10 protein-coding genes and 5 pseudogenes are annotated in these 13,611 nt (G+C 45.7%); 6 read left to right on the top strand and 9 right to left on the bottom strand.

Annotation, left to right across the window (positions count from 1 at the left end):
- Nucleotides 1–96 precede the first annotated feature (96 nt).
- Entirely contained in the window at nucleotides 97–981 is an 885-nt protein-coding gene (locus tag SYMBAF_RS11935; RefSeq protein ID WP_040266804.1) for an MBL fold metallo-hydrolase, read from the top strand.
- A 160-nt stretch (nucleotides 982–1,141) separates the two neighbouring features.
- On the opposite strand, the gene actS is transcribed toward SYMBAF_RS11935, so the two are convergent.
- Nucleotides 1,142–1,852: an amidase activator ActS gene (gene actS, locus SYMBAF_RS11940; RefSeq protein WP_162835912.1), complete on the bottom strand. Its 711-nt coding sequence runs from the start codon at nucleotides 1,850–1,852 to the stop codon at nucleotides 1,142–1,144.
- A gap of 202 nt (nucleotides 1,853–2,054) precedes the next feature.
- Here actS and SYMBAF_RS11945 point away from each other — a divergent pair, with 202 nt between their 5' ends.
- On the top strand, nucleotides 2,055–2,624 hold the full coding sequence (locus tag SYMBAF_RS11945; RefSeq protein WP_040266808.1) for an HdeD family acid-resistance protein: 570 nt from the start codon (nucleotides 2,055–2,057) through the stop codon (nucleotides 2,622–2,624).
- Nucleotides 2,625–2,817: 193 nt separating this feature from the next.
- Here SYMBAF_RS11945 and SYMBAF_RS17810 read toward each other — a convergent pair whose 3' ends face one another.
- The 5 genes and pseudogenes from SYMBAF_RS17810 to SYMBAF_RS18720 form a co-directional block, all read right to left on the bottom strand.
- Complete coding sequence (locus SYMBAF_RS17810; protein ID WP_226020204.1) at nucleotides 2,818–2,976, bottom strand: hypothetical protein; 159 nt, start codon at nucleotides 2,974–2,976, stop codon at nucleotides 2,818–2,820.
- Between the two features lie 445 nt (nucleotides 2,977–3,421).
- Nucleotides 3,422–3,622, bottom strand: coding sequence for a lysophospholipid acyltransferase family protein (locus SYMBAF_RS11955; RefSeq protein WP_052447853.1), 201 nt, complete (start codon nucleotides 3,620–3,622; stop codon nucleotides 3,422–3,424).
- Nucleotides 3,623–3,666: 44 nt separating this feature from the next.
- Nucleotides 3,667–3,837, bottom strand: a pseudogene (locus SYMBAF_RS18480) (1-acyl-sn-glycerol-3-phosphate acyltransferase); the annotation flags it as partial.
- Nucleotides 3,838–3,932: 95 nt separating this feature from the next.
- A pseudogene (locus SYMBAF_RS18715) lies at nucleotides 3,933–4,249 on the bottom strand (IS1 family transposase).
- A gap of 53 nt (nucleotides 4,250–4,302) precedes the next feature.
- The gene (locus SYMBAF_RS18720) at nucleotides 4,303–4,422 is read right to left on the bottom strand and encodes a hypothetical protein (RefSeq protein WP_410176132.1); all 120 of its coding nucleotides are present in this window, start codon (nucleotides 4,420–4,422) and stop codon (nucleotides 4,303–4,305) included.
- 728 nt (nucleotides 4,423–5,150) lie between these two features.
- Here SYMBAF_RS18720 and SYMBAF_RS11970 point away from each other — a divergent pair.
- From SYMBAF_RS11970 to SYMBAF_RS11990, 4 genes and pseudogenes are all read left to right on the top strand, one after another.
- The gene (locus tag SYMBAF_RS11970) at nucleotides 5,151–6,125 is read left to right on the top strand and encodes an acyltransferase family protein (RefSeq protein WP_040266810.1); all 975 of its coding nucleotides are present in this window, start codon (nucleotides 5,151–5,153) and stop codon (nucleotides 6,123–6,125) included.
- Nucleotides 6,126–6,261: 136 nt separating this feature from the next.
- Nucleotides 6,262–7,317: an acyltransferase family protein gene (locus tag SYMBAF_RS11975; RefSeq protein WP_082027032.1), complete on the top strand. Its 1,056-nt coding sequence runs from the start codon at nucleotides 6,262–6,264 to the stop codon at nucleotides 7,315–7,317.
- A 709-nt stretch (nucleotides 7,318–8,026) separates the two neighbouring features.
- Nucleotides 8,027–8,572 (top strand): annotated as a pseudogene (locus SYMBAF_RS11980) (IS3 family transposase); the annotation flags it as partial.
- A 654-nt stretch (nucleotides 8,573–9,226) separates the two neighbouring features.
- Nucleotides 9,227–9,973 (top strand): SDR family oxidoreductase, encoded by a 747-nt coding sequence (locus SYMBAF_RS11990; RefSeq protein WP_318839317.1) that lies wholly within the window; start codon nucleotides 9,227–9,229, stop codon nucleotides 9,971–9,973.
- A 266-nt stretch (nucleotides 9,974–10,239) separates the two neighbouring features.
- On the opposite strand, the gene SYMBAF_RS18485 is transcribed toward SYMBAF_RS11990, so the two are convergent.
- From SYMBAF_RS18485 to SYMBAF_RS12005, 3 genes and pseudogenes are all read right to left on the bottom strand, one after another.
- Nucleotides 10,240–10,413, bottom strand: a complete 174-nt coding sequence (locus tag SYMBAF_RS18485; RefSeq protein ID WP_404829922.1) for a DUF4158 domain-containing protein — start codon at nucleotides 10,411–10,413, stop codon at nucleotides 10,240–10,242.
- 167 nt (nucleotides 10,414–10,580) lie between these two features.
- Nucleotides 10,581–11,742: pseudogene (locus tag SYMBAF_RS12000) on the bottom strand (IS256 family transposase).
- A gap of 70 nt (nucleotides 11,743–11,812) precedes the next feature.
- Nucleotides 11,813–13,417: pseudogene (locus SYMBAF_RS12005) on the bottom strand (ISL3 family transposase); the annotation flags it as partial.
- Nucleotides 13,418–13,611 lie beyond the last annotated feature (194 nt).

Raw genomic sequence — 13,611 nt, forward strand, 5'->3', positions numbered from 1 at the left:
GAATAATTGCTCATTATCCGGTTTTTTTATCACTGTATGCAGTCTAACGTTCTAAAATCATTAAGCATTAACTGATACTCATAAGGAACTTTAGATATGTTTAAGAAACTATTGCTGACCCTGCTCTTCACCGGCTTTACCGCCCTGAACGCTTGCGATGTAGAGGCCCATGCCCTAAGTATGGAGGTGTTTAACCCTGGCGAAAAAAGCATATTCCCAGTTTCTTCCGAAATTATCAGCGGCAAACACGAGGTGGCGTTGATTGACGCCCAGTTCCAGCGCGATGATGCCGAAGAACTGGTGAAAAAGATCAAAGCCACCGGAAAAAAACTGACTACGGTTTACATCAGCCATTCCGACCCGGATTTCTACTTCGGTTTGGACGTGATTAAAGCCGCTTTCCCGGACGCGAAAATTATCGCTTCTCCGAGTACCATTAAAGACATCAACGCCACTAAAGACGGCAAACTGGCCTACTGGGGGCCAATCCTTAAAGACAACGCGCCAAAATTGCTGGTGATACCAGAACCGTTGCATGGCGACAGCTTTACCATTGACAGCCAGACAGTGGAAGTGAGAGGTCTGTTTGGCCCAACGCCTGATCGCACCTTCGTGTGGGTCCCAGCACTGAAAGCGGTTGTGGGCGGTGTGGCGGTAGCGGGCGACAACATTCATCCATGGGTTGCCGATAACCAGACGGTGATTTCCCGCGAGTACTGGCGGCACCAGCTACGGGACATCAAGACATTGAACCCCCGTGTCGTTATACCGGGTCACTTCCTGCCGGGTGCAGCCCTGACGTTGAAATCAGTTAACTTCACGCAAAAATACCTCACCACGCTGGAGGCCGAGCTGCCGAGGACGAAGGGTGCCGCCGCATTGACCACAGCAATGGAAAAACGCTATCCAAAACTGAAGGATAAGCCAAGCCTGGAAATAAGCGCGAAAGTATTGAAAGGCGAAATGAAGTGGCCACAATAATGTAGTGACTACAAAAGTTAGACAGCGGAAATTAAGCACTCATGGCCTGAGTGCTGTACTCACTGGGTTCAGGCCATTTAACTTCAACTTGATCCTGCCATAGTTGTCAATGGCCGCACAGTGGCTCATGGCTGTTGACCATAATATGGCTGTACGGCATTTAACAGGATGGCGGGGAACCGCGTGGTGGCAGATAACTCTGCGGATCGAGTGCGGTAGCACGATAGCGGATTTGGAAATGCAAGAACACCGAATGAGTCCCACTGCTACCCATAGTGCCAATCTTCTGCCCTGCCTTCACATCCTGACCATTGCGTACCACTGTGGTGTCGTTATGGGCATAGGCGGTGATAAAATCCTCGCCGTGCTTAATCATGATCAGGTTGCCATAGCCACGCAGTTGGTTACCGACATACACCACCTTACCCTTGGCGGCGGTGTAAATAGGCTGACCACGTACTCCAGCAATATCAATGCCCTTGTTACCGCCATCTGCACTGGAGTAGTTCTGCACCACTTTGCCATTGGTTGGCCAACGCCAGCAACGAGAGGCACCCGGCGACGGCAATTTAGCCAGCAGCGTACCGGAAGTGCTATTTTTGCGGCGATTTGTTGCCGTTTTGCTTGTCACACCGCCACTCAGGCGCAACTTTTGCCCCACATCCAGATTGTAGGGCGCAGGTATTTTGTTGATTCTGGCCAGATCACTGACTTCGTTGTCAGTGATCCAAGCGATGTAATACAGCGTATCGCCCCGTTTAACGGTATAGGATTTGCCGCTGTAGCTGCCCTTCGGCAATTTGTCGTAATCGCGGCTGAAACGGCTCTTACCGGAACACCCGGTCAGCAGTAGGCCCAATGCCAAACACATCACAGCACGGTGCCACCACGCAAGTTTGCTTCCTGTGCTCAAATTCTGTCCTCAGTTATCTTTTCAGGGGTTTGACCCGCGCCAGTCGGTGGACAAGAGTAACATTTGAGCAGAGCCCATCAAAAAACTTCAGAGAGTCTATGCTAACTAGGTGATGATTCATCAATTTACCACACGACAAAAGACGAAATGGAGTAATGCCATGCTAAATCTAGACCGTAATAATTTACCCTTACTGAGTGCAGAAATCCTCAAAAAGCAGCGTACCCTACTGCTGATCATCGCTTTCTTGCTGCTGGTGGGCGGCATCCTGTGTTTGGTTACCCCCTTTGCCTCCGGCGCAACACTGAGCATCGCCATCGGCATCCTGCTGATACTGAGTGGCATAGCACTGATTATCGGCATGATCGCCAACCGGGCGCAAAACACTTGGCCGATGATCGGCGGCATTCTATTGGGCCTGGCTTACCTGATTATCGGTTACGTATTCATCACCAGCCCAATGGCCGGTATTCTGGTGCTGGCGGTCTACCTCGCCGTACTATTTACGCTCGGTGGCATTGCGCGCTTGGTGGCGGGTTACACCCGCCGTGGGCTACCCAGTAACTGGCTGCTGTTTGTGATTGGCGTACTAGATTTGATCATCGCCTGGATGCTGGTCGGTTCGGGGCCAATAGCTTCAGTCACCCTGGTGACGACAATTGTCGGCATTGAAATGTTGATCAGTTCCTTCGGGCTGTTCCAAGCTGCTAACCTATTTAAACGCAGTTGACCCCATCGCTGCTGCCGAAAACACTCAATCGGCGGCGGCTTTAGGCAATACCAAAGTTAACCAATCCCCTGCTCACGCACCCGATGAAGGTAGCGACAACATCACATGTCAGCACTGACTACTTGCTTTTCAACACAGATCAGCCTGGGCGGATCCCCCTAGAAGCGCTCTGCCATCAACGGACTAATCCTACTCATAGGGAATCGGCTAACTCTGACTGGCTTTCCGACAGCTCACTATTCACCCGTGAACGCTGTTTCATACTGCTGAACGCATACCAAATACCTGGTATTTTCACGTTCCCCTCTTCCACTACGATGGCAATAACGCTGCGTTGACGCCAGTTTGTCACTCTCGCTCCGGTAATCAGATCATCCCGGCGATGACCTCTTTAAGGGAAGGTGTCCAGACGTTCACAGTAACTGATGATACCTTCTATATACTCCTGTGCCGTGGCAGCTCAGGCGGACTCAGCGATAAAGCGATATGGCGCAAGCAGTTATTCTTCTGCTTCCAATGCGACGATTACCTGACATGCCTTATCCCTTACCAACTTTCCTGAGTTCTTCTGCCAGTTTTCCCCGAAGCTGTACACTGCTTATACTGCGTTCTGGAGCAACCTCGGTGTCTCATATGCAGGCATAACCTGCTCATGCAGCCACTCTTCTACAGCCCGGTCACGAACTACCAACACGCCTAGCCTTTCACGGATAACTTCGCTTTCTGAAGCCTATACTCCCCGCTGGCAACCCGCGCTTTGATCTGAGGAAGAAAACTATCCCGCGTTTATTTTTTATCTAATGCAGCAATTTTGCCTCCATCCGTTGATGAACAGCAGCGACAACATCACGGACGGGTTGAGAAGTGATCGTTTCTTTGCTTACCCACAGCATAAACTTAATGACAACTTTACCATTGTTTAAACGGTTCAGCCGAAAGTCAAGATAATAATGACTAGCCACCACCGGAACCAGCGGTAAACCTGCACTACGTGCCAAGTGAAACACCCCTATTTTGAATAGGTTTTAACCCTTTACCCTAATTACGCGTTCCTTCTGGGAAAAAGCCAAACAGACATGTTATCTCGCAACATTTTTCCTTTAGCTTTTTGCAATGCCTGCATAGCTTTCATCTTATTACTGTGCTCAATAAAAACATTGCCCGACAGCCAGTAAATTAGACCGAAGCATGGGAAATAGAGGATGCTTTTTTTGCCAACGCTGAACGCGCCAGAAGGTGGTCATACATTCAATGTGTTGATTGATGTCATAACAGATAATTTTCACGCTAAATAGACGTACCGATGAGCTAGTCACGTATCTTTATGGCTTTCGAGTACCCGAGCGTCTTACATTTCAGCTTGTTGCGAAGACTCAGGTTTTCGCGTTCAATTCGCTGTGTGTAAAGCTTGCCAGTGATGTGCTTTTCATCTGGCAGCTGTCATATGCGCTGAAGTTATTTGTACACCAGAAGACGACTCTGAAGCCTGATAACAGCTTTAGTAATTTGCGACATGTCTTTTTACTTCGGCGGCCAAAAGAATAGGCGACAATGCGTTTGAGGCATGGTTCCCATGCAGACCATAACCAACGCTGTTTCCTTTTGTTTCCTACAAATAACCACATTTCATCAACTTCGCAGATGAGCTGAATTGGCAAATTGCCCAGAGAAAGCGTGGTTACGCCCTGGTACGGGTTCTCTTACGTGCGCACAACGGCATCAATGTGATATATAGCGCCCGTTCGGTATCCCGAATACTGGCATTGTTCAGCGCAAGGTCAACAATTTTTTCTTTCATTCTGGGCTGGCAGGCGCGGTAAGCATAATCAATTTAAAGGTTCGGTAGCATAGCTGACAGCGATAGCACAGGTGATTAGCCTTACCCAGCCCATGCTTTTTAACCGATTCAATCTTTCCACAAAACCGGTATTTTACGTCAACTTTAGCCATCCGATGCTCTCTATAAAAGAGCAATTTTACAAAATTATCAACATGTTAAATACATAAACAAAAACCACAAATACGTTCTAGGTTATTTATATCTTAAATACCGTAGGTCTTATCATGGTTAAATCCACGAAGAAAATCGGTTGTATAGACCAATAAGTTCAAAACGATCAGCATTTGCCATAACGGGTACGCATCCGTTGCAGCATGAGCTAGCAGCGCCATTCCCAGCAGGGAAATATCAGCCCAGAGGAATATAAACGCAGTTTAACGAAAGATACCCAATTTTCGTTGAGCAACATAAATAGCCACGATGACTCACAACCGTTGTAGGAAGCCTACCGATGTTGATACGGGGGACGATTCAGGGAGTGACGAAAGTGTAGAATTATTAATATTATGTTACTTAATTTTTAAGCTATCCTTATGGTAAGTTATTAATATCCATATAAGGAATCATGCGGTATCAAAAAAAATACATTTAAAATCAATTAATTGCAAAAAAACGGGGCATCCACCTTAGATTTTGCAAATACAGCTAATAATTAGCACTCTATTTTTTATTGTGGAGAATTTTTTATGTTATTCCAAGAAGAAGAAGGGAAAGTGGATAAGCAACGGAATATCTCCTTAGATATCATCAAGGTAGTAATGGCTTACTGTGTGGTGCTGCTTCATCAATCAGCTTTTTATATGGTGCACCATTCAGCTGATGAAATAGAAGCACCAGCAATAAGATTTATATTAGAAAATGGTTTATTTCGTATTGCTGTTCCCTTCTTTCTTGTCGTAAGCGGTTATTTTTTTGTAAAAATAAATAATTTCAGCGGCTTTGTAAAGTGGTGTCTCCGCGTAGGTAAACTTTATGTATTCTGGTCATTATGTTATATGTTGTTATGTTATTATTTTAATAAATTCCCTGCGCATTGGACTGATTTCATTTTTGGATATATGCATCTTTGGTACTTGTTGGGTACACTCCTCGGCGGAACACTCCTATGGTTTATGCGGAAAGTAACAATACGAAACTTGCTCCTGGTAGCTTTTTTAATTTACTTTCTTGGGTTGATAATACAAGAAGTGAGTTTATGTAACTTTATTAAAGGCCCTGTTGGAATATACTTATCTTCTACACCTGTTGCTAGAAACTTCTTTTTCTTTTGTTTTCCTATCATGTCATTGGGTTATGCGATATCAAAAACCAATTATGACGGAAAGTACCATAAAAATGGAATTATGTTGATATTGGCATTGGTGCTAGTTGCCTGTGAAAGTTATGCACAATATATTTTTGTTGGTTATAAAAGTATAGACGTGATGCTGATGACGCCAATAGCTGCCGCTCTATTATTTATTTATTTCAAAAACATGGATATTACTATTAACTCCAATTACAAATTATTGGTGCCGCTATTTTCTACGGCTATTTACCTTGGGCATTGGGCTGTTTTATTATTTTTGCAAGACGTAGATTTTTTTACGCAGATCATCATCGTCACGATACTCTCGTTAATATTAGTGTTTCTCCATCGATGGGTCAAATTCATTCTTTAGTGTTAAACGATGAATTGATAATTTTCGATCAGACATGAAGTGGTAAGCATCCTGTGAGAATAATAAAATCCATTAGTAATATCGATGCCATTGAAATAAACATGTACATAAATGAACTTAATGTGGGAGGTATTTTGTGAAAGAAATAAAGTCTTTAACTGGAGTTCGAGGAATAGCAGCAGTCTACGTTGTTATTTACCACATAATAAACCCAAGTGAAAGTTACTTTATTAACAACGGATATCTTGGTGTAGATATATTCTTTGTTCTTAGTGGATATGTGTTATCTTACACACACCTCCAAGATTTTTCATCTTACTTTTCAATAAAAAAATATTTCAATTTCATAACATCAAGGTTTATAAGGGTCTGGCCTTTGTATTTTTTCTGGCTGATTGCGATGATGATACTGTACATGATTATGGATGTTAAATTCACCTTTATTGAAACGTTAAGTAATTTACTACTTATACAAAACTGGGGATTAACGAAACCCATACTTGTCGTTTCATGGTCTCTAAGCATTGAAATAATACTGTATTTAATACTTCCATTTGCGCTCTATACACTATGCAATAAATTTAAGTTATCACTGATTCTCTTTCTTTCTTCGATAAGTGCTATCATACTCTTAGCTTATTCTGATAGTGAATTCTTCTGGGGGGGACAACCAGAACGTCGCGGTGGTTTAGATTACGCTTATTACCATGGATTTGGCACAATATTACGTGCTTTCTCAGATTTTTATTTAGGGATTTTTGCATTCAAAATAGTACATGGGAAATTTTCCCGGATAAAAAAGATCAAATACCATATGGTTTTTGACTTCGTTATTTTTTTATGGATTTTATTTATTCTAAGTAAAAATCAGCCTGCATTAATTGCGCTAACATGGCCCTTACTTGTTGGTTACATCACGATTGAGAACACACTTTTCTATAAAATATTAGGAGGAAAGGTGGTGAGGCACTTGGGTGTCATCTCATATTCAATCTATCTTTCCCATCCTTTCTTAGTGATATTTCTAGATCACTATTTTCATTTTGGCATTATTAACAGCCAGGTCAGAATTAAACCTTACCAAGCTGTATTGATACTCTCCTTAGTCTACCTTTTGGCATTATTTTCCTATTATACAATAGAGAAAAATATAAAGACAATAATTAAAAAATCACCTTTAAGTAGCAATTAGGCTTAGCTATTAGGAAAATCAATATCGTTATTTTTTCGCCCCTGCTTTACATAGCAAGGGCCTTTTTATTTGCGCCCGTCTTTTCTACATGACACAGCAAACAGCGTTTTTATCTTTATCTAAACTGACATTTCCCTATTGGCAGACGCAGCACATCCCTCCTTCCTGCCGCGCATGGTTCGAGCAACTTCTCCTTATGCCCACTTGCTACGGGATCGCCACAAAAATGTCATGAATTCCAATTTTTGTAGTAAGTTACGCAGAATAATTGTCACCAACGGTACAAAAGTGGATCTTCCGCAACCTTGGTGGATCCATTTACACCAGAGGACTCATTACCCCCACATTAACCTCGCCTCTGAGGGAATACTGTTGAGATTGATTGACTAATAAAATGCTATAACTGCTTATTTATAAAGAAAAATTGAATTCGATGGCGCTTAGGAGAATTAAGTTTGGAGCGGTGAAAAGAATCAAACGAAAGAAACAAAACCCTTACAAATCAAAAAGTATAAAATAATGAAATCAAAAGATTGTAGTGGATCAGTCATTCAGGATACGTCTAAATCCTGTTAATGTTAAACAGTGAAAGTGAATACGAGGTGATGAATGATCAAAACTCGTCGAACCAAACGCACATTTTCCCTGAAGTTCAAACTCGACGCTATCGGGCAAGTTGTTATATACCAGCGCGATGCCAGGGAAGTCACTCAGGCACTTATTGAGTCGGCAGTTTAACCTAGTCGCACCAAATCGCGTCTGGTGCGGCGATATCAGTTTTATTCGCCTGCATGACAAATGGGGTTATCTCGCACTTGTCGTTGATTTATATGCGCACCGAATTATCGGTTCAGCTCTCTCACTAACCGCCGATGCTGATTGAGTGTGTCGGGCAATGCGTAATGCCCTGGAAACGCGACAGCGTGGTGGGCGTCTACTGTTTCATTCGGAGCAGGGAAGTCAGTATAAAAGCGACCAATACAGACAGTTACTCTGGCGGTATGGTGTTATGCAAAGTATGAGTCGCAGAGGGAACTGCCTGGATAATTCGCCAATGGAAAGAGTCTTTCGCAGCCTCAAAAGCGAATGGCTACCAAAAAGGGGCTATGCTAATTTTGACCATGCGATACGTGATATCAGCAACGGGATAAACCGTTATTACGCTGTATATCGCCCTCATACAAACAAGGGTGGCCTATCATCTTGTGGGTATGAAGAACGGTGGGAACAGGCTATCCCTGCCCTGATTATGTGATCCACTACACAGATACAGATCTGGTGCCTGGTACTGCTGGTGGCAGACCAGTATCAAATGGGGCAAGAACTGCGGTGGAGCTGGCATTATTGCCAGAAGATGGCCCAACTGGCGGTTTTTTCGAAGATGGGCTACTTCTACTCTGGTAAACATAAATAAAAGCTGATTTTTGTCACTAACGGGGGGAAAGTGAGTCTTCCGCAACTTGGGTGGAGAAAAATCGATGAAACTTTCCAGCTAACAAGGATCTAAGTTGTTTTAAGTTATGGATAACGCGATGCCCTCACTTAAGACGCTTTTGCGACTGCCCTGCGGGTGGCAATCTATCCGTCAATCCTTTGGCTCAGACGGAGATTTGCCAGTGTCAGCGAAAGCGGATCTGTTGAACTTCAGCGTGTTGCAACAGGATGGGTGCCGATACAGCAGCAATATGTGAAGCCATTAGTAGCAGGTAGAGTAATGGGGTTGTAGAGGGCCATGTAAATCGGCTGAAGATGCTGAAGCGACAGATGTATGGTCGCGCCGGGTTCGAACTACACAGACGGCGGGTGATGAGTCAGCTGGCGTGAATGGCGCCACCCAAGTTGCGGAAAACTCACTTTTTACCCGGTGTTGACACTTTTTGCCTGCTTCAATAATGAGAGGATAAAAATGATGAATTCAATTACAGAAAAAGTCGTAGTAATAACAGGAGCATCCAGTGGTCTCGGCGAGGCTACAGCTCGTCTTCTGTCAGAGCGTGGAGCTAAAGTCGTTCTAGCGGCTCGTAGAGCAGACAGGCTGGAAAATCTGGCCAAGGATATTAAGAAGGCAGGGGGTGAGGCATTAACGGTCATCACGGATGTTGCAAAGCGCGATGACATGGAAAATCTTATTCGGTCTGCTGAGGAAAAATTTGGGCGAGTTGATGTTCTCGTTAACAATGCTGGCGTTATGTCAATGGCTGCGATGTCTAAGCGAAAAGTAGAAGAATGGGATTTAATGATAGATGTGAACATTAAAGGTGTACTGTATGGTATTGCCGCTGTACTTCCAGGTATGTTGAATAATAAAAGTGGGCACATTATCAACTTGTCATCTGTTGCCGGGTTACGGGTATTTGCAGGCGTTGGTACAGTTTACAGTGCAACTAAATTTGCGGTTAAGGCCATCAGCGAGGGGCTGCGAGCTGAAGTGGGTGCTTCAGGAGTAAAAGTTACAACACTTTATCCAGGCGCTGTGGCATCCGAGTTGGTCAATGGTAGTAGTGATGCAGAAGCCAGTTCTGCAATGAAGGCTTTTTACGAAAATTATGAAATTTCGGCAGATTCTATTGCAAGAGCAATCGCCTATGCAGTGGAACAACCTGATGATGTGTCGATCAATGAAATAACGCTTCGACCGACTTCTCAGGAGTTTTAAGTTAATCGCTAAAATAATAAAGGGTTGGACAAATTAGGTAAGATCTTATTTGTCCAACCTATAGAATTCCAGTTAAAAATGGGGGTGAAGTCGAGATCCTGCATGCCAAATGATTTAAGTTTCAGATAGCACGCAATGGCCTGGTTAAATACTGGCCCGCTGATGGCAACTTGACCCTTTCTTAAATGGTCAAAATGTGAGGTGCGTGTTCCATCAGGCATCTGTAACAATTCTTCAAATAATGAGAACTGCTCGTCCGATGCCAGTCAGGACAGACGAGACCAGAACCTGTCTGCTGATTTTTCACGTATTTCGGATATCAGACGGGTTAGCGTGGTGACACCCGGCAACAGTATTTTATTTTGCAGAAGCCAGTTGATTACCAGATCGAACAGCAGGCCCGGTTTTTCGTTGCTGAGCCAGCTGCGGGTGAATAGCAACCGGCTCAACCTGAAGGTTCATGACCACGAAAAAGCATGATAGCCATACTGGCGACGTATCAGAACCTGATGTTCACGCCGCGTGGTTTCTCTTCTGGAATAGTCGGACAGAACGCCCGTATCGGATATTCCGGGCCTGTACCAGATTTTGTGTAAACGCCCGTTTGTCAGTACCCACCCATTCGCTCCGGGTACTCAATCATAAAATGGTTTAAAGCTTGTCGCCAGTTAGCTAACGGCATTGTCCATTTCTCTGACGCTAACTCTATCGCAAGACAAATCACCTTCAGCGCTGACTGATCGTGCGGGAATATCTTACGTTTCTTTATCGATTTACGGATCTCGCTGTTTAGCGACTCTATCGCATTCGTCTTATAAATTACTTTGGGATCTCTACTGGATAAGCAAAAAATGACGATAAATCAACCCAGTTTCGCCGCCAGATTGGGGCCACGCTCGGGTATTTTTCCGACCACCGAGTCTCAAAATCATCCAGCTCACGCAGGGCAACTTCCTCCGTTGCCGAGCGGTAAATCAGCTTCAGCTCGGCACACAGTGCCTTCTGGTCTTTCCAACTGACGTATTTCAACGAGTTACGCACCATGTGGACAATGCACAGTTGGATCTTCGTTTGCGGATACACCGTATTGACCGCGTCCGGGAAGCCCTTGAGGCCGTCAACACAGGCAATCAGGATATCGTTCAGCCCGCGATTTTTTAATACCTTCAGTATCGATAACCAAGTTCGGGCACCTTCGGCATCGGCTATCCACAGGCCTAGACATTCCTTTTGTCCTTCCAGATTGACACCCAGCGCGATGTACACCGATTTATTGATAACCCGCTTATCCTGATGCACCTTAATGACAATACAGTCCAGATAAGCAATGGGATAGAGATTATCCAACGGTCTGCTACGCCAGGCGGTTCCCGGTCAATAATGGCATCGGTGACTTTCGATATCAGCGTCGGGGAGACGTCGGCATCATAAAGTTTTTTAAAGGTGTCGGTGATTTCCCGCGTGGTCATCCCCTGCGCGTAGAAAACTAAAATCTGGTCATCAAAGCCAGTCAGCCGGGTTTGCCCCTTCTGAACGATAACCGGCTCAAACTCGCTGTTGCGGTCACGGGGCGCCTCGATGGCCAGCTCACCATACGGTGAGGTGAGGGTCTTGGGGGAGAAGCCGTTGCGGCTGCTACCGGTGCCGCAGCCTTCAGTAGCACTTTTAGCATAGCCGAGGTGATGTTCCATCTCGGCGCCGAGCGCCGCCTCGACGGTCATTTTAACGAACTGGTTGAGTATATTATTGAGATCGGCTTCAGTTTTGATGTCTTTTTGTTAGTACCGATGTAAAAATGAGTCTTCCGCAACTTGGGTGGAACCTTTTAAGCCAGAGGACCATCACACGTCGTCTCAGTAGCTCGAACCCGGCGCGACCATACATCTGGCGTTTCAGCATCTTTAGTCGGTTTACATCGCCTTCGACTACACCATTACTCCATCTGCTGCTTATCGCTTCGTGTACTGCTGTTGCATCAGCCTCCATCCCGGCTACAACGCGTTGAAGGTCAACGAGACCGCTCTGACTGACGTCAACGAACCACTGATTTAGCTGGGATTTATTCTTCATCTTCAGCATCCGGTAGAAGTCGAGTGACAGCTGTTGCGCCATTTTCAGTTGCGGTTCTTTCTGGCACATTGACTCGATGAAGCGGGACGCATAGTTTTCTTCTCCTCTGATCATTCGCCAGGGCATTAACCAGCGACTGACCCGGGATGCTGAGGGAAGCCGCCCTGGGGCGACAACCGGATCGTTAATCTGTTTACGCCACCTGGACACAGCATCCCTGACTGTCGTTTCACTCCCGCTAAAACCAGCATCAACCATCTCCCGCCATAGCTGCCGGGCATTATGGTTACCGTTTATTCGTTGTTCTTCCAGCCATCCCTGCCACGGATCCAGAAGCCCGGGTTTTGGTGGTTTCGTTGATATTTCAGGGAAGGCTTTCGACTGTATCTACCGACGAACCGTCATCCGGGACAGCCCGGTGAGACGTGATATTTCTCTGATCCCGCAACCTTTTTTATGAAGAGCGTCGACCTCAGACCAGCGCTGATACCGCTTGTCACGCCGCTGTTGTTTAATTTTTTCAGGGCGACGTAGCGTTGAGACTGGAGGCAGAGACGCTTCAGGGTTTTGTTTTTTAGGAGATAACTCAGTGGCAACCAGCCTTATTAATGGCATGTGTCTGTACATCATTCGCTCCAGCGCATCACCGATATTCTTCAGCAGGTGCCAGCGTTCGGCTACCTGTATTGCCTGCGGTGCTCCGTCGCGGGCAGCTAATGCATAGCTCCCGCCACGATCGCGTGAGACGACCAGTATCTCCGGATATTTTTTGAACCATGCCGCCAGTGTGCGTTGCTCCCGACCAGGCAGCAGTACCAGGGGACGATGAGTATCGAGGTTAACGATCAACGTGCCGTACCTGTGGCCCCGGTGCCATACCCACTCATCGATACCGACATGCCGGGTCCGGTTCTCTGCCTGCTCCGGAGCATGAACAACCCTGCGCAATAGGGTATCTGCGCTAATCTGCATCCCGGATGCTACCGCAGCTCGTCTCCCTGCTTCCCCGCCGGCAATTAATCCCAGTTGATGCTGCATATTTTGCAGTAATTTCGAAGACTGCTGCTGTGGAGCCGCAAAGGGAACCAACGATTCAGCAAAGATTTTGCGTGAACAGGATGGGTTACGACAGTACCAGTGCCGGACAGCAAAGATTAACCAGAGTGTCTGACCTGAGCATGGAAGATGCTGTATCCGTCATCGTCGACAACTATGAACAGAGCGGCTGCGTTTGAGACATTCAGGGCATTGCGCTGTTTTACGCGTGGCACGGAGATGGAGGGTGATCCCATCAGAGCCAGTAATTTGCCGGCTGGATTGCCATCCACAAGGTAGCGGCAAAAGTATCTTAAGTGAGGGCATCTCGTTATCCATAACTTAAAACAGCTTAGATCCTTGTTAACTAAAAAGTTTCATTGCTTTTCTTCCACCCAAGTTGCGGAAGACCCACGATTTCAATCGGTATTGACAGGAAAACCCGATCAATGTTCGATTCACGCTGAAAATGTGTGGGGACACGGGTCTGTCGGGAGCCGGATGCGGTAGTTCCGCACGTCCGGTTCTGAGGA

Source organism: Serratia symbiotica, from assembly GCF_000821185.2.
GTDB classification, from domain to species: domain Bacteria; phylum Pseudomonadota; class Gammaproteobacteria; order Enterobacterales; family Enterobacteriaceae; genus Serratia; species Serratia symbiotica.